Annotated in this window: 27 protein-coding genes; 9 read left to right on the top strand and 18 right to left on the bottom strand. The window is 70.4% G+C overall.

Translation table 11 applies throughout. The features are described from left to right. The first annotated feature begins 16 nt into the window (after window positions 1–16). From FLX07_RS13630 to FLX07_RS13605, 6 genes are all read left to right on the top strand, one after another. Window positions 17–760, top strand: coding sequence for a MerR family transcriptional regulator (locus FLX07_RS13630; RefSeq protein ID WP_142571112.1), 744 nt, complete (start codon window positions 17–19; stop codon window positions 758–760). Window positions 761–832: 72 nt separating this feature from the next. Then, entirely contained in the window at window positions 833–1,225 is a 393-nt protein-coding gene (locus tag FLX07_RS13625) for a GntR family transcriptional regulator (RefSeq protein WP_167748235.1), read from the top strand. Continuing rightward, window positions 1,222–2,112 carry an ABC transporter ATP-binding protein gene (locus FLX07_RS13620; RefSeq protein ID WP_142571110.1) on the top strand — a complete coding sequence of 297 codons (891 nt, stop codon included), beginning with the start codon at window positions 1,222–1,224 and terminating at the stop codon, window positions 2,110–2,112. Before FLX07_RS13625 ends, FLX07_RS13620 begins: the two co-directional genes overlap by 4 nt. Beyond that, window positions 2,109–3,170, top strand: a complete 1,062-nt coding sequence (locus FLX07_RS13615; RefSeq protein WP_142571109.1) for an ABC transporter permease — start codon at window positions 2,109–2,111, stop codon at window positions 3,168–3,170. Before FLX07_RS13620 ends, FLX07_RS13615 begins: the two co-directional genes overlap by 4 nt. Beyond that, complete coding sequence (locus tag FLX07_RS13610; protein ID WP_142571108.1) at window positions 3,167–4,612, top strand: S41 family peptidase; 1,446 nt, start codon at window positions 3,167–3,169, stop codon at window positions 4,610–4,612. The genes FLX07_RS13615 and FLX07_RS13610 overlap by 4 nt, the downstream gene beginning before the upstream one ends. Before the next feature lie 45 nt (window positions 4,613–4,657). Then, on the top strand, window positions 4,658–5,839 hold the full coding sequence (locus tag FLX07_RS13605; protein ID WP_142571107.1) for an alpha/beta hydrolase family protein: 1,182 nt from the start codon (window positions 4,658–4,660) through the stop codon (window positions 5,837–5,839). A 115-nt stretch (window positions 5,840–5,954) separates the two neighbouring features. Here the strand turns inward: FLX07_RS13605 and FLX07_RS13600 are convergent, their stop codons facing one another. The 6 genes from FLX07_RS13600 to FLX07_RS13575 form a co-directional block, all read right to left on the bottom strand. Further along, entirely contained in the window at window positions 5,955–6,899 is a 945-nt protein-coding gene (locus tag FLX07_RS13600; RefSeq protein ID WP_142571106.1) for a fructosamine kinase family protein, read from the bottom strand. A gap of 51 nt (window positions 6,900–6,950) precedes the next feature. Next, window positions 6,951–7,778 (bottom strand): putative protein N(5)-glutamine methyltransferase, encoded by an 828-nt coding sequence (locus tag FLX07_RS13595; RefSeq protein ID WP_208762198.1) that lies wholly within the window; start codon window positions 7,776–7,778, stop codon window positions 6,951–6,953. Between the two features lie 200 nt (window positions 7,779–7,978). Further along, on the bottom strand, window positions 7,979–8,647 hold the full coding sequence (locus FLX07_RS13590) for an NADPH-dependent F420 reductase (protein ID WP_208762197.1): 669 nt from the start codon (window positions 8,645–8,647) through the stop codon (window positions 7,979–7,981). Window positions 8,648–8,718: 71 nt separating this feature from the next. After that, window positions 8,719–9,660, bottom strand: a complete 942-nt coding sequence (locus FLX07_RS13585) for an SDR family oxidoreductase (RefSeq protein WP_142571105.1) — start codon at window positions 9,658–9,660, stop codon at window positions 8,719–8,721. A gap of 121 nt (window positions 9,661–9,781) precedes the next feature. After that, complete coding sequence (locus FLX07_RS13580; RefSeq protein ID WP_142571104.1) at window positions 9,782–10,612, bottom strand: CPBP family intramembrane glutamic endopeptidase; 831 nt, start codon at window positions 10,610–10,612, stop codon at window positions 9,782–9,784. 59 nt (window positions 10,613–10,671) lie between these two features. Further along, window positions 10,672–11,295, bottom strand: a complete 624-nt coding sequence (locus tag FLX07_RS13575; protein WP_142571103.1) for an NADPH-dependent F420 reductase — start codon at window positions 11,293–11,295, stop codon at window positions 10,672–10,674. 150 nt (window positions 11,296–11,445) lie between these two features. On the opposite strand from FLX07_RS13575, the gene FLX07_RS13570 reads away from it, so the two are divergent. Then, the gene (locus FLX07_RS13570) at window positions 11,446–11,916 is read left to right on the top strand and encodes a MarR family winged helix-turn-helix transcriptional regulator (protein ID WP_142571102.1); all 471 of its coding nucleotides are present in this window, start codon (window positions 11,446–11,448) and stop codon (window positions 11,914–11,916) included. A gap of 215 nt (window positions 11,917–12,131) precedes the next feature. On the opposite strand, the gene FLX07_RS13565 is transcribed toward FLX07_RS13570, so the two are convergent. The 3 genes from FLX07_RS13565 to FLX07_RS13555 all read right to left on the bottom strand — a co-directional run bounded on the left by FLX07_RS13565 (window position 12,132) and on the right by FLX07_RS13555 (window position 14,416). Further along, window positions 12,132–13,181 carry a DUF418 domain-containing protein gene (locus tag FLX07_RS13565; RefSeq protein WP_142571101.1) on the bottom strand — a complete coding sequence of 350 codons (1,050 nt, stop codon included), beginning with the start codon at window positions 13,179–13,181 and terminating at the stop codon, window positions 12,132–12,134. A gap of 138 nt (window positions 13,182–13,319) precedes the next feature. Then, complete coding sequence (locus FLX07_RS13560) at window positions 13,320–13,919, bottom strand: DinB family protein (RefSeq protein ID WP_142571100.1); 600 nt, start codon at window positions 13,917–13,919, stop codon at window positions 13,320–13,322. Window positions 13,920–14,107: 188 nt separating this feature from the next. Beyond that, window positions 14,108–14,416 carry a MiAMP1 family antimicrobial peptide gene (locus FLX07_RS13555; RefSeq protein WP_142571099.1) on the bottom strand — a complete coding sequence of 103 codons (309 nt, stop codon included), beginning with the start codon at window positions 14,414–14,416 and terminating at the stop codon, window positions 14,108–14,110. A gap of 156 nt (window positions 14,417–14,572) precedes the next feature. On the opposite strand from FLX07_RS13555, the gene FLX07_RS13550 reads away from it, so the two are divergent. After that, window positions 14,573–15,058, top strand: coding sequence for an FBP domain-containing protein (locus FLX07_RS13550; RefSeq protein ID WP_142571098.1), 486 nt, complete (start codon window positions 14,573–14,575; stop codon window positions 15,056–15,058). A 73-nt stretch (window positions 15,059–15,131) separates the two neighbouring features. On the opposite strand, the gene FLX07_RS13545 is transcribed toward FLX07_RS13550, so the two are convergent. Further along, window positions 15,132–16,073: an NADP-dependent oxidoreductase gene (locus tag FLX07_RS13545; protein WP_142571097.1), complete on the bottom strand. Its 942-nt coding sequence runs from the start codon at window positions 16,071–16,073 to the stop codon at window positions 15,132–15,134. Window positions 16,074–16,156: 83 nt separating this feature from the next. On the opposite strand from FLX07_RS13545, the gene FLX07_RS13540 reads away from it, so the two are divergent. Continuing rightward, window positions 16,157–16,726, top strand: a complete 570-nt coding sequence (locus FLX07_RS13540; protein WP_142571096.1) for a TetR/AcrR family transcriptional regulator — start codon at window positions 16,157–16,159, stop codon at window positions 16,724–16,726. Between the two features lie 97 nt (window positions 16,727–16,823). On the opposite strand, the gene FLX07_RS13535 is transcribed toward FLX07_RS13540, so the two are convergent. From FLX07_RS13535 to FLX07_RS13505, 8 genes are all read right to left on the bottom strand, one after another. Further along, window positions 16,824–17,558: a DUF6294 family protein gene (locus tag FLX07_RS13535; RefSeq protein ID WP_142571095.1), complete on the bottom strand. Its 735-nt coding sequence runs from the start codon at window positions 17,556–17,558 to the stop codon at window positions 16,824–16,826. A gap of 478 nt (window positions 17,559–18,036) precedes the next feature. Next, entirely contained in the window at window positions 18,037–19,272 is a 1,236-nt protein-coding gene (locus tag FLX07_RS13530) for an iron-containing alcohol dehydrogenase (RefSeq protein WP_142571094.1), read from the bottom strand. A gap of 207 nt (window positions 19,273–19,479) precedes the next feature. Next, complete coding sequence (locus tag FLX07_RS13525; protein ID WP_142571093.1) at window positions 19,480–20,940, bottom strand: NAD-dependent succinate-semialdehyde dehydrogenase; 1,461 nt, start codon at window positions 20,938–20,940, stop codon at window positions 19,480–19,482. 76 nt (window positions 20,941–21,016) lie between these two features. Further along, a complete protein-coding gene (locus FLX07_RS36440; RefSeq protein WP_167748234.1) occupies window positions 21,017–21,181 on the bottom strand; it encodes a hypothetical protein in 165 nt (54 codons plus the stop codon). A gap of 35 nt (window positions 21,182–21,216) precedes the next feature. Further along, on the bottom strand, window positions 21,217–22,293 hold the full coding sequence (locus FLX07_RS13520) for an ABC transporter ATP-binding protein (RefSeq protein ID WP_142571092.1): 1,077 nt from the start codon (window positions 22,291–22,293) through the stop codon (window positions 21,217–21,219). Next, complete coding sequence (locus FLX07_RS13515; RefSeq protein ID WP_142571091.1) at window positions 22,293–23,360, bottom strand: ABC transporter ATP-binding protein; 1,068 nt, start codon at window positions 23,358–23,360, stop codon at window positions 22,293–22,295. Before FLX07_RS13515 ends, FLX07_RS13520 begins: the two co-directional genes overlap by 1 nt. Further along, complete coding sequence (locus FLX07_RS13510; RefSeq protein ID WP_142571090.1) at window positions 23,360–24,271, bottom strand: carbohydrate ABC transporter permease; 912 nt, start codon at window positions 24,269–24,271, stop codon at window positions 23,360–23,362. The genes FLX07_RS13515 and FLX07_RS13510 overlap by 1 nt, the downstream gene beginning before the upstream one ends. Further along, window positions 24,271–25,137, bottom strand: a complete 867-nt coding sequence (locus FLX07_RS13505; RefSeq protein WP_208762196.1) for a carbohydrate ABC transporter permease — start codon at window positions 25,135–25,137, stop codon at window positions 24,271–24,273. Before FLX07_RS13505 ends, FLX07_RS13510 begins: the two co-directional genes overlap by 1 nt. Window positions 25,138–25,160: the final 23 nt, after the last annotated feature.

The raw sequence follows: 25,160 nt of genomic DNA, 5'->3' as shown, positions 1-25,160 counted from the left end.
CCGTTACCATGAGCGGATGCGACCCGAAGCCTCAAGTCAGGTGAACCGCAGGGCGCTACGCCCGGTCGATCTGGCGCGGGAGGCGGGGGTCTCCACCCAGCAGATCCGCAACTACGCCGACGCGGGAATCCTCCCGCCCGCCGAGCGGACGGCCGCCGGCTACCGCAGGTTCGACACGCGGCACCGCGAGGCCCTGCTCGCCTACCGGGCGCTGGCCAAGGGGTACGGGTGGGAGGCCGCCCGTTCGATCATGCTGGCCGTGCACGACGGCGACCTCATGGGCGCGCTCGCCCTCGTGGACGCCTGCCATGCCGCGCTGCATCAGCAGCGGCTCGCCCTGCGGGCGACGGGGGAGGCGCTCGAAGCGGTCGCCGGGCAGGATCCCGGTGGCCCGGCCGCGCCGCAGTCCGCTCTGCGGATCGGGGAGGTGGCCGCCCTCCTCGGCGTACGCACCTCGGCGTTGCGGGTGTGGGAGGCCTCCGGGCTGCTGACGCCGCAGCGCGAGCCCGGCACCGGCTACCGGTGGTACGGCCCGGCCGAGGTCCGCGACGCCCGGATGATCCACATGCTCCGCCAGGGGCGATATCCGCTCGCGCGGATCGGGGACGTGCTCGACGGCCTGCGCCGCACCGGCAGCACCGAGGCGCTGCGCGCCGCCCTGTCCGAGCGCGGCGCCGCCCTCGCCGCCACGGCCATCGCGATGCTCGAAGGATCGGCCCGCCTGCACGACTATGTCGCCGGCGCACGCCGACAGGCCTGATTCGTTGATCCTTATGGCCTCTTAACAACTAGACTCCTAAAGTACTAGGAACCTAGTTGAATAGAGGTTCCAATGATCGAGTTCTACCTGGACGGCCGGTCCGGTCTCTCGCCGTACCTGCAGCTCGTCCAGCAGGTGCGGCACGCGCTGCGGCTGGGCCTGCTGGATGAAGGCGATCAGCTTCCGACCGTCAAGGACGTGGTGGCGCGGCTGGCGATCAACCCGAACACGGTGCTCAAGGCCTATCGGGAGCTCGAACACGAGGGGCTGGTGGCCGCCCGGCCGGGGGTCGGGACGTTCGTGACCAGGACGCTGACGGACGCCTCACTGGCCGCGCACGGCCGGCTGCGGCAGGACCTGCGCCGATGGCTGACCAAGGCCCGCCTGGCCGGCCTCGACGACGAGAGCATCGAGGCGCTGTTCATGACCACCTTCCGGACCGCCTCCCAGGAGGGCATCGCGTGAGCCCCGTCTTACAGGCCCGGGACCTGGCCAAGAAGTACGGCAAGCGGTGGGCGCTGCGCGACTGCACCATCGACATCCCGGCCGGCCACGTCGTCGGGCTGGTGGGCCCCAACGGCGCGGGCAAGACCACCCTGCTCAAGCTGGCCGCCGGCCAGCTGACGCCGACCTCGGGAACCATCACCGTGCTGGGCGGCCGTCCTGTGGGGGACCCGGCGCAGCTGGCCAGGATCGGATTCGTCGCCCAGGACACTCCGGTCTACGCGGGGCTGAGCGTCGCCGACCATCTGCGCCTGGGCGCCCGGCTCAATCCCGGCTGGGACGCGACGCTCGCGCGAGAACGCGTCGAACGGCTCGGCCTCGATCCCCGGCACCGGGCGGGGAAGCTGTCGGGCGGGCAGCGCGCCCAGCTCGCCCTCACCCTGGGCCTGGCCAAACGGCCCGAGCTGCTGATCCTGGACGAGCCGGTCGCCGCGCTCGACCCGCTGGCCCGGCGCGAGTTCCTGCAGGGCCTGATGGAGGCCGTCGCCGAGCACGAGCTCAGCGTGGTGCTCTCCTCCCACCTGGTCTCCGACCTGGAGCGGACCTGCGACTACCTGATCGTGCTGGTCGGCTCGCACGTGCGGGTGGCGGGGGAGGTCGAGGAACTGCTGGCCACCCACCACCGGCTCACCGGCCCGCGCCGCGACCCCGACCGCCTGCCCTCCGATCAGCATGTCGTCTCCGCCAGCCACACCGACCGGCAGAGCACGCTCATCGTCCGCACCGACGCCCCCATCCACGACCCCGCCTGGCGCGTCAGCCAGGTCACCCTGGAAGACCTCGTCCTGGCCTACATGGAGGCACCCGCCCCCACGCACCTGCGACCGGCCCTGGAGGTGCAGCGATGATCTGGCTGACCTGGCGCCAGTTCCGTGTCGCGGCCGGGGCGACGGCCGCCGCGCTCGTCGTGCTCACCGTCGCCCTGGCGCTGACCGGGCCGGGACTGGCCTCCGGCTACTCCGCCGGGATCACCGCCTGCACCAGGGACGGCGACTGCGCACGCTTCTTCGACCGGTTCTTCGACGACTACCAGACACCGTTCCTGGCCGTGACCGTCATCGTGCTGATCCTGCCGGCCCTGCTCGGTCTCTTCTGGGGGGCGCCGCTGGTCAGCCGCGAACTGGAGGCCGGCACGCACCTGCTGGTGTGGAGCCAGAGCATCACCCGCGCCCGCTGGCTGGCCGTCAAGCTCACGGTCGTCGGCGGGGCCGCCGTGGCCGCCGCCGGAGTGTGCAGTCTCGTGGTGACCTGGTGGTCGGCCCCTCTGGACAAGTCCGCCGCGCCGGGCTTCACGCTGATGGATCCCCTGGTGTTCGGCGCGCGTGGCGTCGTCCCCATGGCCTACGCGGCGTTCGCGTTCGTGCTCGGCGTGACCACGGGGCTGATCGTCAGGCGCACCCTGCCCGCCATGGCCCTCACCCTGGCCGTCTTCGCGGCGGTTCAGATCGTCATGCCGTTGACGGTCCGCCCCCACCTTCTCCCTCCGGTCGCCTCATCCTTCGCGCTCGGCCCGGAGAACGTGGACGCGTTCAACAAGTCCAGCGACGAGGAGTTTCCGCAGGTGATCCTGGATTGGGCGATACCCGGGCACACGGGCGCCTGGGTGCTGTCCAGCCGCCTCACCGATCCGTCCGGACGCGTGGCCGGCGGCGACGGCGCCCCCGTCACCGTTCGCGTGTCCATGACGTCCGGACCGTGCGCGCCGTCCCAGCAGGCCCAGGATCCGGGCCGGGGCTTCGACGCCTGCATCGCCGAGATCAACCGGCTGGGCTACCGGCAACGGGCGACCTACCAGCCGTTCGAGCGTTTCTGGCCGTTCCAGTGGATCGAGACCGGGATCTACGTTCTCCTCACCGCCGGCCTCGCCGGTCTCTGTTTCCGGTGGATCCGCGGGCGCCTGTCATGACCGCCAAGTCTGTGACGGCCGGGCTCGTGCTCTTCCTGGCGGCGGCCTGCACCGCGACACCGCCGCGGACCCAGCCCGCCGCGACGACCACCGGCGGATCGCCCGTCTGCGCCGAACCCCAGGGAAATCCCCCCCCGGAGACGCCCACCACGATCGACGTCGTCGAGCAGGCGTACTTCTGCATCCTCGCCAACTACTACGGCAGGGCCACGCTGGACACCCGCGCACTGCTGACCGCGGGATTCGCCGCCTTCACCCGGGAGCTCAACCGCGGCGGACGCGACCTGCCCGAGGCGACGATGCCGGCGTTGACCGGTGACCGCCACGCCGACTGGGCGGCGTTCGAGGCGGCGTGGCGGCGCGTCGCCGGCCGACTGCCGGACGACGCCGAACTCCAGAGCAGGCTGGCCGCCGCCACCCTGCAGGCCATCGTGACCGGCCTGGGTGACGACCACGCCCGCTGGGCGCACGGCGCCAAGCGGCCACCGGACTCCTATGACGGCGACCAGTACGGCCTGGGCCTGCGCGCCAACGTCGGCCCCCAGGTGAGCGCCGACCCGGGGACCGCCCTGCCCCCGCTGTTCGTCACCGCCGTGCTGGGCGGACCGGCGAAGGAGGCCGGGCTGCGCCCCGGCGACGTCATCGAGTCGATCAACGGATCGGCGCCCTTCGTCGACGGAGCGGTCACCCCGGCCGCCGTCGCCGCGCTGTACCCGCGATATCCCGAAGCCAGAGCGGTCCGGCTCCAGATCCTGCGGCAGGAAACCGGCCGGCGCCGGACCGTGACACTGAAGCCGGAGCTGTTCCAGCCCGATCCGGCCACCCTGCAAGTGGTGACGACGAAGCTGCTAGGCGACGGCATCGCCTACGTACGGTTCAGCGGCTTCGCACCCGACGTCGCGAACCGGACCCTCAGGGCGATCTCCAGGATGAGGACCGGCCACACGCTGACCGGCCTCGTGCTCGACCTGCGCGGCAACGGCGGCGGCAGCCCCGACGAGGCGAACCGGCTGCTGGGCGCGTTCGCCCACGGCAAGGTCACCGCGTACCAGTGCGCGGCTTCCTTGAGCACCGGGGACGGCGCGTGCGACCCCATGCGGACCGACGACAGCGTGCCGCTGCTCGGCCTGCCGCTGGTGGTGCTCATCGACCGCGGTTGCGCCTCGGCCTGCGAGCACTTCAGCTCCGCCGTCAAGGACCTGCGTCTCGGGCAGCTGGTCGGGACGCGGACCGCGGGCGCCGTCTCTGGCCCTGCGCGGCCGTATCTCCTCGGGGACAACACCACCCTGACGCTCCCGTCGACCCACCACCTGGCGCCCGGCCGCGAGGTGATCGACCGGGTCGGCGTGGCGCCCGACCACCACGTGCCGCTGACCCCGCGGGACGCCGCCGCCGATCGCGACCCCGCCCTCGATAAGGCCCTCAACCTGCTGCACACGTGACCGGCGCGGCGTGAGCACGCCCCGCACGAAAGGACGGACCGCTTCATGAGTCATGCCGTGAAAGACCTGGCGGTCGCCGGGCTGGTCGTCCTCGCCGCGGCCTCCTGCGCCGCACCGGCCCCGCCCAGGTCCGTCGCCGCCACCGCTCCGCCGGCCACACCCACCGGCGCCGCGGCCCTGCCCGCGCCCACCGGCACCCGTCCGGTCGGCGCGACCACCCTGTATGTGAAGGACACCTCCCGCACCGACCCGTGGGTGCCCGACGGGAAGGTCAGGGAGCTCATGGTGACCGTGTGGTATCCGGCTCAGGCGGGAGAGGGGCGGCGGGCCCCCTACATGACCGCCAAGGAGTCCGAGCTCACGCTGAAGGGTAAGGAGGTGACCGGTGTGCCGTACGACGTGCTGAGCCGCACCCGCACCAACGCCGTCGAAGACGCGAAACCGGCCGGGCGCACGGGCGGCCTGCCCCTGGTGGTGCTGTCACCGGGGTTCACCATGCCCCGGAGCACGCTCACCGCCCTGGGCGAGGAACTGGCCAGCAGGGGATATGTGGTGGCCGGCGTCGACCACACCTACGAGAACTACGCCACGACGTTCCCGGACGGGCGGGTCGCCGAGTGCGTCGCCTGCGACAGCGACACCGACCCCGGCTTCGGCGCGAAGGTGGCCGATGTCCGCGCGGCAGACGTCTCCTTCGTGCTCGACCAGCTGACCGGCCCACACGCGAAGTGGGAGGGCTCCCCCCTGATCGACCCGTCCGAGATCGCGATGGCCGGCCACTCGATCGGCGGGGCCGGCTCCGTGGCCGCCATGATGAAGGACTCGCGGGTGCGCGCCGGGATCGACATGGACGGCACCACCTACGCCCGGATCCCGAAGAGCGGGCTGTCGCGGCCGTTCCTGTTCCTGGGATCGGCCGGACACCAGCCCGGAGGCCGCGACAACTCCTGGGACCGCGACTGGAAGCTCCTGACCGGATGGAAACGCTGGCTCGTCCTGCCCGGCGCGGACTACCAGTCCTTCACCGACGTGCCGCTCCTGGCGGGCGCTGTCGGCGTCGCCGTCCCGGACGGCCTGTCCCCGGCCCGCTCCGTGGAGATCACCCGCGCGTACGTCCGCGCCTTCCTCGACCGGCACCTGCGTCACGAGCCGCAGCCCCTGCTGGACGAGCCGTCTGCGCGCTACCCCGAGGTGCGGTTCTGCACCCCGGGCGCGACGTGCCGGTAGCGCCGGCCGACCGGTGGAGCCTGAGCACAGCCCGAGCCTGAGCACAGCCCGAGCCTGAGCACAGCCCGAGCCTGAGTACAGCCCGAGCCTGAGTACAGCCCGAGCCGGCCCGAGCTCACGACCGCCGCCGGAACGGGGCGAGCGTGGCCCGCACGAGGTCGGCGGCACCCCAGTCGGGGTCGAACTGGGCGATCACGGCCAGATGCTGGCGTAGCTGGAGGATCGGCATGCGTTCGCGCCAGCCGCGGTCGAGCCCGGTCAGCTCCGCGTACAGATCGAAGAACACGTGCGCCTCGGGCGGCGGCGCCGTCGTCCACACGTGGGCCAGGTCGACCTCGGCCCACATGTACGACACGGCCGGGTCGATCAGCGCGGGCCGCCCGCCGGGGGTGGCCATGACGTTCAGCGCCCACAGGTCGCCGTGCGTCAGGCACGCGGGCCTGACCGGCAGCAGCTCGGGCAGACGGTCGCACAGCCGCTCCAGCGCCGCCCGGTCCGCGGCGCCGAGCGCCTCCTGGACGCGAGGCTCGCCGAGCCAGCGCAGCAGACGGTGCTGGGCGAAGAACGCGAACCCGTCGTCATCCCAGGTGTTGACCTGCCGGCGACGGCCCAGCCAGTTGTCCCGGTGCCACCCGAAGCGGGGGGAGCGCGTGCTGGTGTGCAGGTGCGCGAGCGCATGCGCGAACCGCTCCCAGAAGGCCTCGGTGTCCGGCCGGGGCCGCAGCGCCGACAGCACGAGCAGGTCGCGGCCCGCGAGGACGATCTCGGGCGTGGCGACGCCGCCCGCCTCGCGCAGCGCGGTCAGCCCCTCGGCCTCCGCGGCGAAGACGTCGTCCGACGGCGGCTCGCCGGACGACTTGACGAGCCCCCCGACGAACCCCCCGACGAACCCCTTGACGAACCCCTTGACGAACCCCTTGACGAACACCGTCGTGCCGTCACCGCGGCGGGCGAGCCCCGCGGTCGCGGCGAGGCCTCCGGCGGCCGGCTCGACCGCGACGACGTCGGTCAGGCCGGCCGCATGCAGGCGTTCCAGCAGGAAGGACGTCACGTCTGTCATGGGCACACTCCTCCGCTCCCCGAGGGCCCGGACAAGGGCGCCCGGAGCCGATCAACCGGTTGTCCCGCCTCCGTGGCCCGCTCGGCGACCGGAGCCTCGCCTGGTTCCGATCACGGCGGTCGCGTCGAGTTCCTCGTCGTACGTCAGACGCGCGGCGAGCCCCGCGCGGGCGACGGCGTCGGCGGTCTCCGGGGCCTGGGCCTCGCTCGTCTCCACCAGCAGATGACCGCCCGGCGCGAGCCAGACGTCCGCCCCGGCGACGACCCGCCGCACGACGTCGAGCCCGTCGGCGCCGCCGTCGAGCGCGACCTGCGGCTCGTGCACGCGCGCCTCCGCCGGCAACAGCCCGATCGCGCCGGTGGGCACGTACGGCGGGCTTGCGACGAGCACGTCCACCCGGCCCCTCAGGGCGGCGGGCAGGGCGGCGTACAGGTCTCCCTCGTACACCGTGCCGCCGGCCGGGGTGAGGTTGCGGCGGGCGCAGCGCACGGCGGCGGGGTCGACGTCCACGGCGTGCAACTCGACCGGGCCCGCGGTGGCGGCCAGCGCCGCGCCCATCGCCCCCGAGCCGCAGCACAGGTCGACGACGACGGCTCCCGGCCGGGCCAGTGCGGCGGCCTGGCGGACCAGGAACTCGGTGCGCGGCCGGGGCACGAAGACCCCCGGATCGACGGCCAGCCGAAGCCCGCAGAACTCGGCCCACCCGATGACGTGTTCCAGCGGCAGGCCGCCGGCGCGCCGGTCCACCATGTCGTCGAGTTCGGCGGGGGTACGCGCGGCGGAGACCAGCAGGCGGGCCTCGTCCTCGGCGAACACGCATCCGGCGGCCCGCAACCGGGCCACGACCGAGGGAAGAGCAGGGGAGAAGGACAGTGACAAGGGAGAGCCTTTCGGAGTGCCGAGGGCGCTCCCGCGGTCGTCTGTCTCTACGCGACCGTACGCATGGGGAGAAGGGAGCACCCTACCTGATCAGCGGTGATGGGGCCCACCTCCTCGTGTCGTCGCTGTGACCGGCACCCTACCGCACCGGACGGGCCATAACACGGCCGGGCCCTACCGCGGCCCGCGCCAACTTGCGGTTACCGCGTTGCGGCGGCCAGTGCCGCGCGGATGGCGTCCTCGCCGGCCGGCTGGCCCTTCTGGTTCGAGAACGGTCCGTACGGTGTCCCCCACACCGGCGTGCCCGTCGCCTGCTGCCAGCTATCGGCCAGTGGTCCCGCGTCCACGACGCTGTACCCGATGGATTCGATGAATTCGGTCACCGCCGCCTTCGCCGGCGCGGAGTCCCCGGCGATCGGTAGGTACGAGCGGTCGGCCGCCTCCGCCGGGCGGGCGAGTGACAGCAGGTGCTTGAAGAAGATGTTGTTGAACGCTTTCACGACCATGGCGTCCGGGATGTACCCCAGCAGCAGTTCGCTCGAGGTGAGTGACTTGCTGTCGAGCTCCGGGATGTGCCCGTCACGTTCGGGGCCGTAGTTGCACGTGTCGATGACCGTCTTCCCGGCCAGTGGCGCGGCGGGCAAGTTGGGGAAGGCCTTTACCGGCACCGTGACCACGACGATGTCACCGGCCGCCGCGGCCTCCCCGCTCGGCGCCGCGGACGCCCGCGGCCCCAGTTCTGCGACCGTGTCCGCGAGCGTTTCGGGACCGCGCGAGTTGCTGAGCACGATCCGGTGCCCGGCCTCGATGGCGAGCCGCGCGATGGTACTGCCGATGGATCCGCTTCCGATGAATCCCACAGTCGTCATATTCTTAGCGTCCCTCCAGAAGAGCGGAACCTTGTCATTTGCCGGGCTCGTCGCGATTCGGGTCCCTGCCGTCAGCTGGCGGGGAAGTAATGGCCGTTGTCCAAGCCGGCGAGCAGGCCGGGCTGAGCGGGTTCCCAGCCGAGGGTCCGGCGGGTGATGAGGTTGGACGCCGGGTAGCTCTGCGTGACGATGTTCGCGAGGAACCCGAAGTATCCCGGCAGCACCAGTTCGTCCACGGGAACGCTCACGGCGGGCAGGCCCAGACGGCTGCCGATGGCCTCGGCGATCTCCCGGAACGGGATGCCCCCGTCGTCGACCGCGTGCCAGTATCTGCCGGCCGGGCCCTTCTCCAGCGCCAGGCGGAACAAGGAGGCGACATCGCGGATGTGCACGGCGTTCCACAGGTTCGCGCCGTCTCCGGGGTAGCCGATGAAGCCCTTCTCCTTCGCGAGCGCGATCAGCTGCACGAGGAAGCCGGCACGATCGGTCGTGCTGTGCGCGATGTTGGCGATCCGCACGACCGAAGACCGCACGCCCTGCTCGGCGAGGCCGATCACGGTGGTTTCCACGACGTTACGAGCCCGCAGGGTGCCCTTGTGCTCATCGCCACTGGGAAGGGCCGGGTCCTCCTCGGTGGCCGTCCGGCCCAGGAATCCCTGCCCGGGCGAGCCGATGCTCCCCGCCGCGACCAGCGGCTTTCCGGTTCCCGCCAGTGCCTCGCCGTAGGCGAGCATGATCGGGAGCTCGGCGGCGGCCACGGCGTGGATCCCGCCGGAGAAAAGCAGGTCTTGCCGGTGCGCGACGTGGATGACGCCGTCGGAGTCCGCAGCCGCTTCCTTGAGGTCGTCGAGATCCCCGAGGTCGCCGCGACGCACCTTCGCGCCGAGCGCGGACAGCGCCGCCGCGGCAGTGTCCGACCGGGCCAGGCCGGTGACCTCGTGCCCGGCGGCGATGAGCTCGGGGATGATGTACGAACCGGAATGGCCGGTCCCGCCAGTGACGAAAACGCGCATGCTACTGGTCCTTGTTGGTTGATGTGGCGTGAGAAGTGGTGGTGCGGGCGCGCTCAGGCAGAAGTGTTGACGCCGAGGGTGAATTCGAAGCTTCCCGCGCCGTAGCGGCCCAGGCCTGTCATCAGGCGGGCCCAGCGGTCACGTCCGCCCGGGCCGAGCGACGGACGGGGACCACGTGACCACGCCGGTGTGCCAGCCACATGAGCACGACGGTGGCCACCACGCCGAAACCCACGGCGTACACACTGCCCTCCGGTCCGAAGTCGCCGCCCGTGACCAGCGCGGGACCCGACATCGTCGCGTCCAGCAGGCCCTGCGGGGTGTTGCTGCCGGACACCTTGGTGCTGAAGATGGCGCTCGCGGCAATGTTCCAGCCGAAGTGCAGACCGATCGGCACCCACAGCTTGCGGGTGGCGATGTACGCGGCGGTCAGCATCCCGCCTGCCTCGATGGCGATGGCGATGGCGCCCCACAGGGTGGCGTTCGCGTTGAGCAGGTGGATCAGGCCGAACAGCGAGCCGGTCAGCACGAGCGCGATCCAGGTTCCGGTCCAGTGCTCGACGTTCCGGAACAGGACACCGCGGAAGACCAGCTCCTCGGTCACGGCGGCACCCGCCATGATGCCGAGCAGGCCGACGGCGCTCGCCGGCGTGCCCAGGCCGTTGATCGTGTAGTCGCCTAAGAAGGCGATGTTCGCGATGACCGCCCCGAACAGCGCGATGCCGAGCAGCGTGCCCCAGCTGATCCCCGCGCCTGCTCCCTTCAGCGACACCTCGACGGGAGCCCGGTGCTCGGTGCGCCGCACCACCCAGCCGTAGACCAGGACCGCGACGACGGCCGTCAGCAGGCCGACGACGAGCGCCAGCCAGGGGGTGTCCTTCACCGCCGCGGTGCCCAGACTGCCGAGGATCCAGACCGCCACAACCGCCAAGAGCTGCCATATCAGACGCACGATGACTCCTTCGTGAGAATCCGCGGCGGGAGCGCCGCGGGCCACTGGCAGGGGTGCGCTCAGCCGGGGAGGTCGACGCGGAGGGCGACGTCGAAGGTCCCCGCGCCGTTGCGGGCCAGGCCCATCAGCAGCGGCCCGACCCCTTCCAGCCAGCGGGCCATCTCCAGGCCGCCCACATCGAGCGGGCGCAGTCCGAGGCTCTCGATGAACGCCGACACGTCGGCCTTGGCCCGCGCGTCGTCTCCGGCGAAGAACACGTCCAACGCACGCCCCTGGGCCAGCACGTGGCCGAAGACCGTGTTGAACGCCTTCACGACGTGCGCGCTCGCCGGGACCGCCTTGGCGATCTCCTGCGCACCGGACGTGCCGTCAGGGATGACGAGCCCGGTGGCGTCGGCGTTGAACGTGTTGGAGATGTCGATGATGAACTTGCCGGCCAGTGCGTCCCCGTACTGGGCGACGACCGGCACGGCGCTGGCGTATGGCACGGCCAGGACGACGATGTCGCCAACCGGGACGGCGCCGAATGTCCCGACCGTGGCCCCGCCGCCGAGCGCGGCGGCCAGGTCCTTGGCCTTGGCCGCGTCGCGGCCGATGAGCTCGACGGCGTGGCCGCCCTCGATCGCGCGGGCGGCAATGGCGCGGCCCATACCCCCCAGGCCGATGATGCTGACGCTGCTCATGGAGTGCCTGCTTTCCGGAGCTGGATAAGACGCCATGCCCACCCGTCGTTGTCAACGGCTGAGGCATCGACGCCCCCCATTTGGTTAACGTGTGAACCAAAGGTACGTGGCACTTGGTTACCATGTCAACCAGACGGTAATGTGACGTGCGTGACCGAGCCGCGGTGGTTGGACGAGCGAGAACAGCTGGCCTGGCGCAGCTTGATGAAGATGCAGGACGGGCTGTCGGAGTTCATCGAGCGGCAGCTGCGTAACCGGTGCGGGCTGTCCGGCGCTGACTACCAGGTCCTGGCTCATCTTTCTGAGGCGCCCGAAGGCCGGCTGAGGTCGTTCGAACTCGGCCGGTTGCTGCGCTGGGAGAAGAGCCGCCTGTCTCAGCACCTGGGCCGGATGCAAAATCGCGGCCTGGTGTCCCGCGAGCGGTGCCACGCCGACCAACGGGGGGCGGTAGTCGCCATCACTCCCCGGGGCAGCGAGCTGATCAAGGTCGCGGCTCCGCAGCACGTGGCCGACGTCCGCGACGTGCTCATCGATCATCTCACCGCGGAAGAGATGGCGATGCTCGTCACCATCGGCGACAAAGTACGCGAACGGCTGGCGGCGCTGGAACACAAGCACTGACACCCGATCCCGGACCTCATCGCTCACGAACTGCGTGCGTGTCAGACCGCTGCCTACGGAAAACCGCGAGCGCCGGCACGGCTGTTCCTGCGGCCATTGCTCCTCGTTCTCCCAGGCTTGATGGTCTCCATCGATCCCGGTACGAGACAGTTCACCGCTCCGCTCCTACTGGCGGGCCTTGCTCTGCCCCTGGTGGCGCCGACCCGAGTGGGGGCCTACTCGCGGCGCAGGGGCGGGCGGCGGGCCCAGGTGGCCCAGCGCCACAGCCACTCCAGCGGGCCCTGCCGGTAGCGGCGCAGCCACAGCGTGGACCACGCCCACTGCACGGCGAGGACGACGCCGGCGATCAGGGGCACGGCCGGGGCCGGCCAGGTGTGCGGCGGGCCGTCGAGGGCGCGGCCCGCCGCCAGCACGAGGACCGTCGCGGACAGGTAGTTGGTCAGCGCCATCCGCCCGAGCGGCGCGAACACGGCCCGCAGCACCGGCCGCAGCGGGGTCCTGAGCACGACCAGCAGGGCGCAGACGTACACCCCGGCGATCAGCAGTCCGGCCCCGGCCAGCGAGATGCCGAAGCCGCGGTCGGCCGAGTCGAACCGGGTCTGGAGCCAGAGCACGGGCGCCGCGGCGGCCGCCAGGACCAGCCCGAGCGTGGCCGGCACCCGCGCCGACTGCTCCAGCCGGTCGATCACGCCGTACCGCACCAGTGCCGAGCCCAGCAGGAACAGCCCGGCGATCAGGGCGAACCGGTCGCCTCCGACGAGCAGCGACACCGCGACGAACGCGGGCGCGAGGGCGGCGACGGCCAGGCGGGGCAGCCAGGTCGAGGGCAGCAGCACCAGCAGGCCGATGACGGCGTAGGTGCTGAGGATGTCGCCGTGCCACAGCAGCACGAAATGCGCCACGCCGAGCGCGAGCAGCGCCAGGAGCCGGCGCAGCAGGACCACGCGCGGGTTAGCGGCGCGGGCGGCCGCGGAGTCCAGCAGCAGCGAGAAGCCGACGCCGAAGAGCAGGGAGAAGATCGGGAAGAAACGCTGCTCGACGAGCAGGCCCAGCCAGGCGGCCTCACTACCCCCGGGACCGGACGGCTCGATGAACGCGCCGGTCGCGGCGATCGGCTGGACGTTGGCGAGCAGGATCCCGCACAAGGCGAATCCGCGCACGACGTCGAGCGCGGCGATGCGGGGGCGGCCCGCCGAGGTGGTGGCGTGGCCGGCCTCGCCGGGCCGGAGGCGCACGGCGGGGGAGGCGGAGTTCTCACGATGCATGGGGCCTCATCCTGCGGGCGGCGGCCCCCTGCCGTTATCGGCCGGAAGCATGGTTCGCGCCGCCCGCGACCGTACTTCCGGCCGGTTCCGCGGGCCGGACTCAGCGTGCCGGACTCAGCGTGCCGGGCCCCGGCCGGCTTACCGCGCCGTCTGCTCCGCCAACTGCTCCGCCGTCTGCTCCAGCCGGTTCCGGTAGCTCTCCCACCACTCCTGATCGCCGGAGGGCAGGTTGAGGTTGCCGTCCCGCAGCCCGGCCTCCCCGTCGATGAGCTCCCTGACGATGTCGGCGTGGCCGGCGTGCCGGTTGGTCTCGGCGATCACGTGCACCAGGATCTGGTGCAGCGTCACCTCGCTCCGCTCGTCCGGCCACCACCGCACGTGGCCGGGCGCGTCGAGCGCCAGCGTGTCGATCGTGCCGTCCGCATGCTGCCAGACACGGTGGTACAGCCCGACGATGTCGTCGCGCGACTCATCCGCTGTGGCCCACATGTCCGCGTTGTCCTCGGCGTCGTCCTCCGTCCACGGCAGCGGTTCGCCGAACGGCCGCCCGAAGGTCTCGCCGAAGTAGCCCGCCTCCACCCCCGCGAGGTGTTTGACGAGCCCCAGGAGGTTGGTGCCGGTGGGGGTGAGCGGGCGGCGGACCTCATACTCGGACAGCCCGTCGAGCTTCCACAGCAGCGCGTCGCGGGCGGCCTGCAGATAGCGGTGCAGATCATTCTTCGGTTGTGGTGCGATCATCCGCGCAGTCTCCCAGCCGGCGCCTGCCGCACGCATCGGAGTTTTCCGGCGGGGGCGTCGAGCCGCGCGACGATGGGAACGATCGCGGGCGTCGCGACCTGCCGGACACGGCCGGGAGCGGTGGTCTCCTGCCACGCGGAACGCCCCGCCCCCGGCGGGCGCCGGGGGCGGGGCGTGGCGGAGCCGGGTCAGCAGACGATGAAGATGCTCTTCCACCCGACCGGAGTCCTCTGCTCCGCGTTCCTGTCGGCGGCGAGCGTGAAATGGGCCACGCCCTGTGCGTCGGGCTGGTTGTACATCCGGCCGCTCTGGCCGTCGCCGTACCACCGGTACGAGCCGTGGAAGGGGATGTTGGACATGCCGCAGCGGTCGATGACCACCGACCTGCCGCTGAAGCCGGGCCCCTCATAGGCGACGTACTGGGAGGCGTAGGCGGCGCCGGCGCTGATCGCGATCGTCGCGGCCGTCAGGGCGGGGACGAGGACGAACCTTTTCATGACGCTCCTAAGGCAGGCCGAGTTCTGCTTTCAGTAATCGGATAGTAACGCAGAGTGCTCGACCCGTCACCCCACGTACCCGAGGGGCTGCCTAGGGATCCTAGGAGGATACATAATGAATTGCCGCTAAAACCGGGTGCCGGTAGGTTCGTGCCTATGAGGCCAATTGCCGAGCGCGAGATCCGCGCCTCGTTCGTCAACTGCACCAAGGGTGAGGCCAAGCGCCTTGCCGTACCGAGGGACCTGGATGTGCGGCCCTGGGACGACCTGGACTTCCTGGGCTGGCAGGATCTCTCCTCTCCGGGCCGTGCGTACCTGGTCGCCGAGCAGGGTGACCGTCTGGTGGGGGTGGCGCTCCGCCGGGCCACCTCCAATGCCGGGCACGTACGACGCAGCATGTGCTCGCTCTGCCTGACCACCCACACCGGCGACGGCGTGTCGCTGATGACCGCCCGCCGCACCGGTGGCGGCGGCAACTCCGTTGGCGCCTACATCTGCACCGACCTGGCCTGCTCCCTGTATCTGCGGGGCAAGAAGGACGTCGGGCCCGGCGGGCGGATGCCCGAATCGCTCACGCTCGAAGAGAAGATCGGCAGGACCGCGGTCAACGTGAGCGAGTTCCTCCAGAGGGTGACCGTCTGACCGGTGCTCCCGCACGCGAGGCCTCCTGCGCACGCCGAGGCGGCAGGGCTCGGCAGGGTGCGGCGGTGGAGGGTCACCCCGGCGTGATGATCAGCTTGCCCCGCTTGGCCGTGCCGTTCCGTTCGAGCTCGGTGAGGGCGGGGATGGCTTGCGAGAGCGGGACGGTGCGGGCGATCGGTAGCCGCAGTGATCCCTGGCCGGCGGCTCGCGCGACCTCTTCGAGGTCTTCGGTGACCGGTTGGGCGATCAGAACGTGGAACGGCCCGGGCAGGACACTTCTTGCGAGGTTCGACGGGGTGGGCAGGACGCTGACGATGCGGCCCCCGGGCTTGAGCATCGTCCGCGCGGCTTTCACCGGGAGCGTGCCGGCGGTGATGAGGACGAGGTCGAACCGCCGTGCGAGCGAGGCGGGGTCGAAGCCGAAGCCGACGGCCGGGTCGACACCGAGGTCGCGCGCCTCGGACCGGGCGTTGTCGCGGCAGCTACCCGCGACCGTGGCCTGGTGGGCGAGGGCGATCTGCACGGCGGAGCGGCCGACTCCGCCGAGGCAGCTGTGCACGAACACGGCCTCGCCCGGCTGCAGCCTTCCCTTCGTGATCAGGGCCTGCAGGGCGGTGATCCCGACCGTCGGGACAGCGGCGGCGTCCTCGAACGAGAGGTTCTCGGGCTTGTTGACGACGCCCTTCTCCTGAGCGACGACCACGTCGGCGAACGCGCCCGCGGACTTGATCGGCGTCCCGCCGAGCACTTCGTCGCCGATGTGGAGCCGGGTGACGCCGTCGCCGACCGCCTCGACGACGCCCGCGAAGTCATAACCCATCGCGCGCGGGAAGCGCCGACCGGTCACGTGCTTCATGCGGCCGGCGCGGATCCCGAAGTCCATCGGGTTGACCGCGGCTGCGCGCACCCGGACAAGGACCTCGCCGGCGCCGAGCGGCGCCGGCTCGAAGGCTTCGAGCCGCATGACCTCCGGCCCGCCGTACTGGTGGTACTGGATGCGCTTCATCGCTTCCATGGGGGACTCCTCGCAGAACGAGTGACGGGACTTGGTTCCATCACCGTAGCATGTGATGGAACCAAGTCCCGTACACTGTGTTCATGGCACGCTGGGAACCGAACGCAGCAGAACGGCTCGCGCACGCCGCCCTCGACCTGTTCGCCGAGCGGGGCTACGAGAACACGACCGTGATCGACATCGCGCAGCGCGCGGGGCTGGCGAAGACCACCTTCTTCCGGCACTTCCAGGACAAGAGGGAGGTGCTCTTCGGCGGCGGCTCGATGAACGAACTGCTCGTCGAGGCGATAGCCGCAGCCCCGGCGACCGCCGCCCCGCTTGAGGCGGTCGCTCATGCGCTGGACGCGGCCGGCAGAGAGGTCTTCACGCCCGAACGCCGCGAATTCATCACCCGCAGACAGGCGGTGATCGCCGCCAACCCCGAACTGCAGGAACGCGAAGCGCTGAAGAACCTCGCCCTCATCGCGTCAATGATCGACGCGCTCGAACGGCGCGGCGTTCCCGGCCTGACCGCTCGGGTGGCCGCGGAGCTCGGCGCACTCGCCTCCACGATCGCCTACGAACGCTGGAGCCAGACGACGGCCGGGGACGACTTCGGCAAGGTCGCGCGACAGGCGCTCGACGACGTGCAGGCGTCTACGGCCTTTTGCTGACACGGCGACTGCCGCCGGACGACAGCCTGAACCAGCCGTTCGTCCTGTTGTGCATCGGGGGGTGTTTCATGACCATCAAGCTGGTGCTGCCGCGGGCTCAACAGTGCTTCGACAGCGACATGCTCTTGATCAGCGGGTACAGGCTCGGGTCGAACTGACCTTTGGCCAGCCACCGGTACTCCTGCCAGGCAACGGGCAGGTTCTTGACGAACTTGGTGCTGTTGCTGCCGGCCACCCGTATGTCGGCGAGGATAGCGCCATTCGCGTCCTTGAGGTGCGCCCACATCAGCCAGGCGTCGTCACCTGAAAAGCTGTCGACCGTGCCGTCGAACTGCGCCGTGCCGTTCGGATAAAGCGTCCACTTCGCGCCGATGTACATGTTGCAGTGGCCCGCTGTCGAGCCTTTCCAGGTGAACGACTTGGAGGCCGTAGACGCGCCGGCCGAGCCGTTTGAGGCGCCTTTGGCCACCCGGCCGGCCGCGGCGGCGTTGTCGGCACGCACCTGCTGGCGGACGGTGGGGGTGACGCAGACGTCGTCGCCGGAGAACGCCTCACGCCAGACGTATCCCCGGGCGCAGGTGTGCGGGCCATACGCGCCGGAGACCCAGCGGGAGGCCTTCATCTGGTTGTCTCGCGCGGTTTGGTCCCGGACCGCGGGGGTGACGCAGACGTGGTCGGTGGGGCGGGCCCCGCGCCAGACATAGCCCTGAACGCAGGTATCCGGGGCGGCGGCCGACATCGTGGCAACGGACGCCGCGGCAGCGGAGGCCGAGGTGGCGGGAACGGCGACGGCCAGGCCGGTGACGGCGAGAGCGAGCAGGGTGCGCTTCATCTTCTTCTCCTGAGGCGAGTGCTTTCCCGGTCCGTTCCTTGGCACCCGGGGCTTCGTGGACTCAGTAAAGAAGGGGCCGCCTGCACGATCATTGATTTTCGCTTGACCAACCGCCGCAAGCCGTCTGAAAGTCGTTCAAGTCGCCTCGCGCCGGGACGGGGAAACGGGGCTCGTCCGGCTACCGAGACCTACTTTTCGGCTGGTGTCTGAGCTAGGACACCAGGGCCTGTCGGCAAGCCCGTCCAGGCCGCCGGTGCTCTAGCCGAGGCCGACTACCTCCGCATCCGGCCGGCAGAACGCGCTGGCGGCGGCGCTGCCGGCCGGATCGGGGCAGGGAGCGGATGCGATCACGACTCGGTGTTCACTCGCGCTGATCCATCCGCGGCGGAATGATGACGTTATGTCACCGCGTGGAGCGAGGTGGGCCGGTGGGGTCAGGGTCGGGCAGGGAACTCGTCGTCATGTGAAAGGCCCGTCGCTATCTCTGCTCCGGGGTCAGGACGCGTCGGGTCCGGTCCCCGGTCCAGGCCGCTTCGAGGATCGCGTTCAGGCTGGCGATGTCGGTCGGGCCTGGATGGTTCTGGACCAGGCGGGTGACGCCACTGGCCATCTCCGCGAAGCGCGGGAGGTCGGCGCGTGCCACGCCGATGTCCGCCAAGGTGGCAGGGATGCCGATGTCGGCAAGGAGCCGGTCGAGCCAGGTGAGGAACATATCTGCGGCCTCGGCATCCGAGGCGTCGGTCACGTCGAGCCCGCACACCCCGGCGAGGATGGCCAACCGGTCGGCGATGGCATCCTTGGCCGCGTCCAGCGCGTAGGGCAGCAGCATGCCGACGCCCAGGCCGTGCGGCGTGTGGGTGGCTGCGCCGATGGGGTACTGGAGGGCGTGCGGAGCCGCGGTGCCCGCGTGGGAGAACGCGAGCCCGGCGAGCATGGACCCATAGGACATGTCCGCGCGCGCCTCCTTGTCACCTCCGTCCCTGACGACATGGGGCAGGCTGCGGGCGATCCGCTCCGCGGCCAGGAGCGCGTAGTGATCGGTGATCGAGTTGCGGCCGAGGAAGACCTGCTCCACCGGGTCGCGCGGTCCGTGAGGCCGGGGCCGCGCGGTGTAGCTCTCCACCGCGTGACAGAACGCGTCGATCCCGGAGTGGGCAGTGACGGTCGCAGGGCAGGAGTAGGTGAGCTCGGGGTCGACGATGGCGAAGTCGGGCACGATGTGGACGCTGGAGACCCCCACCTTCAGCTCGCGGTCCGGGTCGGTCAACACCGAGACGGGCGTGAGCTCGGAGCCGGTGCCTGACGTCGTCGGGACCGCGACGAGAGGAATCGTCGGCCCCGGCACCTTCGACTCGCCGTAGAAGTCGCGCGGCGTCCCACCGTGGCGCCGGATGACGCCGACGATTTTGGCGAGGTCGATCACCGTGCCGCCCCCGATGGCGAGGATCACGTCGGCGTCCACCTCTGCGGCGACCGCGACGGCCAGGTCGACATCGGAGAGTGGCACGTCCGGAGTCGCGTCGGCGAACACCCCGACGACTGCGACCTTCTCCCGCACGGCGGCCACGATCCCGGCCACGCTCGGCTGTCCGAGAAGAACCCGGTCGGTCACGATGAGGACTCGCGAGCCGCACTCGGCCACCACTCGTGGGATGTTCTGCGCGACCCCTTCGCCCACTATCAGCTGGCGTGGTCCGCGGACGGTCTCAAGCATGTCAGTGCCTCTCTGGAACGTCGGCGGTGATTTGCGGGGCGGACGTCCGGGTCACCTGCGAGACCGGGACGGCGTCGGCGGCGTCCCCGGGTGCCGGCGGATTCGTGCCGGCCATGGCCCGGGGCCCGCCCCACGGGTGGAGGCCGGTCAGGTCATGCGTGCACAGGGCGCGGTGACCCTCGGCGGGCACCCGGAGCAGCAGACCGGTCACGGTAGGTCGATCGCCGCGTAGGTGACGTCGAGGTACTCAAGGATGCCCTCGTGCGACCCCTCCTTGCCGATCCCGGACTGCTTCACGCCTCCGAACGGAGCCGACGGGTCCGAGATCAGACCCCGGTTGATGCCGACCATCCCCGTCTCCAGCCCCTCGGCGAACCGGAGCGCCCGCTGGAGGTCACGGGTGAAGACGTATCCGACCAGGCCGTGCTCGGTGTCGTTGGCCTTCGCCAGTACCTCGTCGTCGGACGTGAACGAGATGATCGGCGCCACCGGGCCGAAGATCTCCTCCTCCAGGATCGGCGCGTCTTCGGGCACGTCGACGAGGACCGTAGGCGGGTAGAAGTGGCCCGGCCCATCCGGACGCTCGCCGCCCACCAGGACACGGGCGCCGCGATCGACCGCGTCGGTGACGAGCTCGTCGATCTTGTCGACCGAGGCCTCGTCGATCAACGCCCCGACGTCCACGCCGTCATCGAGACCATGGCCCACCGAGAGCGCGCCCATCCGCTCGGCGAAGCGCGCCGTGAACTCCTCGCGCACCGGCTCCTCGACGTAGATTCGGTTGGCCGCGATGCAGGACTCCCCGATGTTGCGCATCTTGGCCACCATGGCGCCGTCGATCGCGACGTCCAGGTCCGCGTCGGCACACACGATCAAGGCCGCGTTGCCGCCCAGTTCCATGGAGGTGCGCAGCACGTTGTCCGCCGCCTGCCGGAGCAGCACGCGCCCGACCTCGGTCGACCCGGTGAACGAAAGCTTGCGGGTCCGGCGGTCGGCCAGCAGCGCTGAGACCACCTCGCCGGAACGCTTGGTCGTCACGACGTTGACGACGCCCGGGGGAACGCCGACCTCCTCCATGATGCGGGCCAGCAACAGCATGGTGAGTGGTGTCTGGGCTGCCGGCTTGGTGATCGTCGTGCAACCCGCCGCCAGCGCGGGAGCGATCTTGCGGGCGCCCATGGCCAACGGAAAGTTCCAGGGCGTCACGAAGACGCACGGTCCGACCGGCTTCGGCACGGTGAGGATGCGATATCCACCGGCGGGAGCGGTGTTGTAACGCCCCTCGATGCGCACCGCCTCCTCGGCGAACCAACGGAAGAACTCGGCGCCGTAGGCCACCTCTCCCCGAGCCTCGGCGAGCGGCTTGCCCATCTCGAGCGTTATCAGCCGGGCGACCTCCTCGGATCGCTCGGTCAGTGCCCGGTACGTCGCCCTCAACAGCTCTGACCGCTTTCGCGGCGGGGTCGCCGCCCACTCCGCCATTGCCTTGTCCGCCGCGTCCAGAGCGGCGAGCCCGTCGACGACGCCGGCGTCCGCCACCTCGGCGATGGTCTTGCCGGTGGCCGGGTCCTCGACGGCGAAGGTGGCTCCGCCGGCGGCGTCGCGCCAGGCGTCGCCGATCCGGAGCCGCCGGTGCTCAGGGGCCAGGACGTTCATCGGGTCACTCATTACGTCGCCTCCTGTGATGTTCTTGGTGATGTCCAGCGTGACCTCGGCGATCGCGCCACGCGCGTTGACGAACGGGTCACACGACCTCGTCGGTGCCGAGGTCGCCGAGCGGGTCGAACGTCGCCTCGGCCCTGGCCGCAGGGCGGCGCCCCGCGCCACCGATCGCCTTGCCGGGCCATGGCTGCTTCAGCGTCGTCAGGCCGTGCTCACCGGTGACGGTCCGCCGAGGCTCGATGGCCACATGCGGGCGCATGTCGACGTCGCCGCCCCGCGCGGCTACCTCCCGGCCTCGGCCAGCGCCAGCCCGGTGCTCGCATCGAACAGGTGCACACGGTCCAGGTCGACCGTGACATGCAGCCGCTCGCCCGGCGTACCGGTGATGGTGGGTCGTGCCTTGACCTTGAGGATCTCCGTCCCCACTCGGACGTCGACCACCGTCCGGTCACCGAGCGGCTCAAGGCCGTAGAGCTCACCCGGCAACGACGCGTCCCCGCGCTGCTCGACGGACAGGTCCTCTGCGCGCAGGCCCAGCAGCAGCGGCCGGCCGTCTTCAGCCGTGGTCCAGCGGGGCCGCGGCAGCGTCCAGCCTTCCGCCCCGACCAGACGATCTCCCTCGGCGTGGCAGGGGAGGAGGCTGATTGCCGGGCTCCCCACGAAGCCCGCGACCCACTGGTTGGCGGGACGCTCGTACACCTCGGTCGGCGTTCCGACCTGTTGCACCGTCCCCTCCTTGAGGACCGCGACCTGGTCGGCCATGGACAGGGCCTCGACCTGGTCGTTGGTCACGTAGACGAAGGTTCCCCCGAGGCTCCGGTGGATGCGGGTGAGCTCGGTGCGCATCTCGACGCGGAGCTTGAGGTCGAGGTTCGTCAGCGGCTCGTCCATGAGAAACGCGCGCGGGCGACGGACCAGCGCCCGGGCCAGGGCGACACGCTGCATCTCGCCGCCCGACATCTGCGCGGGACGACGCTGCAGCAGACGTTCGATGTGCAGCAGGCTCGACATCTGCTCGACGGCGGCGGCGATCTCGCTCGAAGAACAGCGCCGTGCCCGCAGCGGCGAAGCGATGTTCTCGTACGCCGTGAGTCGCGGGTAGAGGGCGTAGCTCTGGAAGACCATGGCCAGGTCGCGTGCGGCCGGGGGGTCGGCGGTCGCGTCCCTCCCGTCCAGATGCACCGACCCGGCGTCAAGCTTCTCAAGGCCGGCGATCGCTCGCAGGGTCGTCGTCTTGCCTGCCCCGGAGGGCCCGAGCACGACGAAGAACGAACCGTCCGGCACGTCCAGCGTCACCCCGTCCAGGGCCTGGACTTTGCCGAAGGACTTGCGCAGCCCCTGCACTGCCACGGTTCCCATCAGGCCACCAGCTCTTCCGTGCTCACGTCGTAGACCGGCGGGGGCCCGCCGGTGTGCCGCAGCCCGACCGGTGCGTCAGCGGCGAAACGGACAGTCGGCGGCATCCGGACCCGCACGTCGCGCTGGCCGCCGTGGTCGACCACGTAGATGATTTCGTCGCCCAGCCACTCCGCCGAGACCACGCGTGCCGGGACCGAATGTTCCGCCCCTTGTTCTGTGACTTCCAGCGCCTCCGGCCGGACGCCTGCGACCAGGCGACGGTCGCGCGGCAGCCCTGGCGGTGGCGTGAGGACCAGTCCGCCCTGACTGCGCAGCTTCCCGTCGGCCACCTCGACCTCGATCAGGTTCATCGGCGGGGAGCCGATGAACGCGGCGCAGAAAAGACTCGCCGGACGGTCGTAGACCTCCAGCGGCGTGCCGATCTGCTCGACGCGGCCCTTGTTGAGGATGGCGATTCTGTGGCCGAGCGACATCGCCTCGACCTGGTCGTGGGTGACGTAGACCATCGTCGTCCCCAGTTGCCCCTGGAGGTGCTTGATCTCCGTGCGCATGTCCGCCCTCAGCTCCGCGTCCAGGTTGGTGAGGGGTTCGTCCATGAGGAACGCGCGCGGTCGTCGCACCAGGGCGCGGGCAAGCGCGACGCGCTGCTGCTCCCCGCCGGACAGCCGGTGCGGTCGCCGGTCCAGGAGCGGACCAAGCCGCATCAGCCGGGCGGCCTCGTCGACCCGCTCGTGCACCTCCGACTTGGGCAGTCCCTCGGCCCGCAGCGGGAACGCCAGGTTGTCGCGGGTTCTCAGATGCGGGTAGAGAGCGTAGAACTGGAACACCATGGCGATGTCGCGCTCGGCGGGCGGCAGGTCGTTGACCAGCGTTTCGCCGATGCGGATGTCGCCCGTCGTCTGCCTCTCCAGGCCGGCTATGGCCCGCAGCGTGGTCGTCTTGCCGCAACCCGAAGGGCCGAGCATCACGAACAGCTCGCCGTCGCCGATGGACAGGTCCACGTGCTCGACCGCGACCGTGCCGTCCGGGTAGCGCTTGTGCAGGGCGGTCACCTCGATGCCCGCCATCAGCGTCGCACCGCCCCGAGCGTCACACCGGCGACGAGGTGCTTGCGCACCAGGTAGGCGAAGATGAGCACCGGTAGGGCGAACACCAGGGAGGCGGCGGCCACGAGACCCCAGTCCACAGTGGTTCCGCCGATGAGGCCGGCGATGGCGGGTGGGGCCGTCCGCACGCCGTCGCTGGAGGTGAGGAAGATGGCGAACACGAACTCGTTCCACGAGAAGATTAGTGCGAAGACCGCCGTCGCGGCGATCCCGGGCAGGAGCAGGGGAAGGGTAAATCGCCAGAACGCCTGCAAGCGGGTGTAGCCGTCGAGCATGGCGGCATCCTCGTACTCCGCGGGCACCTCGTCGACGAACCCCTTCATCATCCAGATCGTGAACGGGACGTTGAACGCGGCGTAGATGAGGATCAGGCCGAGCTTGCTGTCGATGAGCCCGACTTGGCGGTACATGAGGAAGATCGGGATCACGACCACCACAGGCGGCATGAAACGGGTGGACAGGATGAAGAACAGCTGGTCCTTCTTGGCCTTCACGGAGAAGCGTGAGTAGGCCCAGGCCGCCGGGACTCCCAGCACGGTGGCGAGCACCGTGGAGACCCCGGCGACCAGGACGGAGTTGAGGAACGAGACGGACAAGGCCGAGCGACCGCCGCCGGAGGCGACGAACACGTCCTTGAAATGGTCCAAGGTGACCTTGAAGTCGAAGAACTTGGCCGGGATGGCGTAGACATCCCGGTTCTCCTTGATGGACGTCTCGATCATCCACAGCACCGGAAAGAGCATCACGACGGCCAGCACGGCCAGCAGCGCGACCTCCAGCACGGTGCGGCCCAGGCCGCCACGGCGGCGCGCGGAGCGCGTGCGATCCGGCGCAGGACCTGTGGCCACGGCCTCGTCGACGGAGACGGCCATCAGTCCTCCTTGAGCTTGTTGAGGTAGCGCAGGTAGAGCTGCGTGAGGACCATGACGATGAGGACCATGAGGATCCCGTACGCCGAGGCGGTTCCGGTGTTGAAGCCCAGGAACGCGACCTTGTAGACGTGGAACGACAGCGTCTCCGTGGAGACCCCCGGACCTCCGCTGGTGAGGATGTAGACGAGGTCGAACAGCCGGAAGGCCTCGATGGCCCTGAACAACACGGCGATGAGGAGCAGCGGCCACACCAGCGGAAGAGTGATGGTGCGGAACCGGAACCACTCGGACGCCCGGTCGATCGAGGCGGCCTCGTACAAGTACTTGGGGACCGCGGTAAGGCCGGCGAGTGCGATGAGCATGATGAACGGCGTCCACTGCCACGTGTCGACCACGATCAGGGAGAACAACGCCGTCTGCTGCCGGGTGAGCCACTCCACCTGCCCCAGGCCGAGCGAGCCGAGCATGCTGTTGATCACGCCGAACTGCGCGTCGAGCATGAATCGCCAGAACAGTCCGACCACGACCGGCGACAGCATCATCGGAACCAGGAACAGAGTGGTCAGCAGTCCTCGCCCGTGCGTACGCCGTGAGATCAGGTAGGCGATGGAGAAACCGAGCACGGTCTGCAGGGCGACCGCGCCGACCACGTAGATCAGCGTCGTCAAGGCCCTCAGGTGGACCTGCGCCGAAGCCAGGATGGCGGTGTAGTTGCCGAACCAGACGAAATTGGCGGGCCCCCCGCGGGTGGCCGAGTAGTCGGTGAAAGACAGGTACAACGCCCATAGCAACGGGAAGACCGACATCGCCAGCAACAGCAGCAACGCGGGGGAGATGAAGACCACCGCGAGCCAGCGGTCGCTCAAGTGGCGGGACCGGCCCGGAGCAG

Origin of the sequence: Microbispora bryophytorum (genome assembly GCF_006874465.1) — a bacterium.
Lineage (GTDB): Bacteria > Actinomycetota > Actinomycetes > Streptosporangiales > Streptosporangiaceae > Microbispora > Microbispora bryophytorum.
The sequence above is the reverse complement of the archived record's forward strand: the minus strand, read 5'-3'. Positions and strand labels throughout refer to the sequence as shown.

Coding starts and splice junctions, on each gene's coding strand:
- FLX07_RS13630 (WP_142571112.1), top strand. CDS start 17: ATGCGACCCGAAGCCTCAAGTCAGGTGAACCGCAGGGCGCTACGCCCG.
- FLX07_RS13625 (WP_167748235.1), top strand. CDS start 833: ATGATCGAGTTCTACCTGGACGGCCGGTCCGGTCTCTCGCCGTACCTG.
- FLX07_RS13615 (WP_142571109.1), top strand. CDS start 2,109: ATGATCTGGCTGACCTGGCGCCAGTTCCGTGTCGCGGCCGGGGCGACG.
- FLX07_RS13610 (WP_142571108.1), top strand. CDS start 3,167: ATGACCGCCAAGTCTGTGACGGCCGGGCTCGTGCTCTTCCTGGCGGCG.
- FLX07_RS13605 (WP_142571107.1), top strand. CDS start 4,658: ATGAGTCATGCCGTGAAAGACCTGGCGGTCGCCGGGCTGGTCGTCCTC.
- FLX07_RS13600 (WP_142571106.1), bottom strand. CDS start 6,899: ATGACAGACGTGACGTCCTTCCTGCTGGAACGCCTGCATGCGGCCGGC.
- FLX07_RS13590 (WP_208762197.1), bottom strand. CDS start 8,647: ATGACGACTGTGGGATTCATCGGAAGCGGATCCATCGGCAGTACCATC.
- FLX07_RS13585 (WP_142571105.1), bottom strand. CDS start 9,660: ATGCGCGTTTTCGTCACTGGCGGGACCGGCCATTCCGGTTCGTACATC.
- FLX07_RS13575 (WP_142571103.1), bottom strand. CDS start 11,295: ATGAGCAGCGTCAGCATCATCGGCCTGGGGGGTATGGGCCGCGCCATT.
- FLX07_RS13565 (WP_142571101.1), bottom strand. CDS start 13,181: ATGCATCGTGAGAACTCCGCCTCCCCCGCCGTGCGCCTCCGGCCCGGC.
- FLX07_RS13560 (WP_142571100.1), bottom strand. CDS start 13,919: ATGATCGCACCACAACCGAAGAATGATCTGCACCGCTATCTGCAGGCC.
- FLX07_RS13555 (WP_142571099.1), bottom strand. CDS start 14,416: ATGAAAAGGTTCGTCCTCGTCCCCGCCCTGACGGCCGCGACGATCGCG.
- FLX07_RS13550 (WP_142571098.1), top strand. CDS start 14,573: ATGAGGCCAATTGCCGAGCGCGAGATCCGCGCCTCGTTCGTCAACTGC.
- FLX07_RS13545 (WP_142571097.1), bottom strand. CDS start 16,073: ATGGAAGCGATGAAGCGCATCCAGTACCACCAGTACGGCGGGCCGGAG.
- FLX07_RS13540 (WP_142571096.1), top strand. CDS start 16,157: ATGGCACGCTGGGAACCGAACGCAGCAGAACGGCTCGCGCACGCCGCC.
- FLX07_RS13535 (WP_142571095.1), bottom strand. CDS start 17,558: ATGAAGCGCACCCTGCTCGCTCTCGCCGTCACCGGCCTGGCCGTCGCC.
- FLX07_RS13530 (WP_142571094.1), bottom strand. CDS start 19,272: ATGCTTGAGACCGTCCGCGGACCACGCCAGCTGATAGTGGGCGAAGGG.
- FLX07_RS13525 (WP_142571093.1), bottom strand. CDS start 20,940: ATGAGTGACCCGATGAACGTCCTGGCCCCTGAGCACCGGCGGCTCCGG.
- FLX07_RS13520 (WP_142571092.1), bottom strand. CDS start 22,293: ATGGGAACCGTGGCAGTGCAGGGGCTGCGCAAGTCCTTCGGCAAAGTC.
- FLX07_RS13515 (WP_142571091.1), bottom strand. CDS start 23,360: ATGGCGGGCATCGAGGTGACCGCCCTGCACAAGCGCTACCCGGACGGC.
- FLX07_RS13510 (WP_142571090.1), bottom strand. CDS start 24,271: ATGGCCGTCTCCGTCGACGAGGCCGTGGCCACAGGTCCTGCGCCGGAT.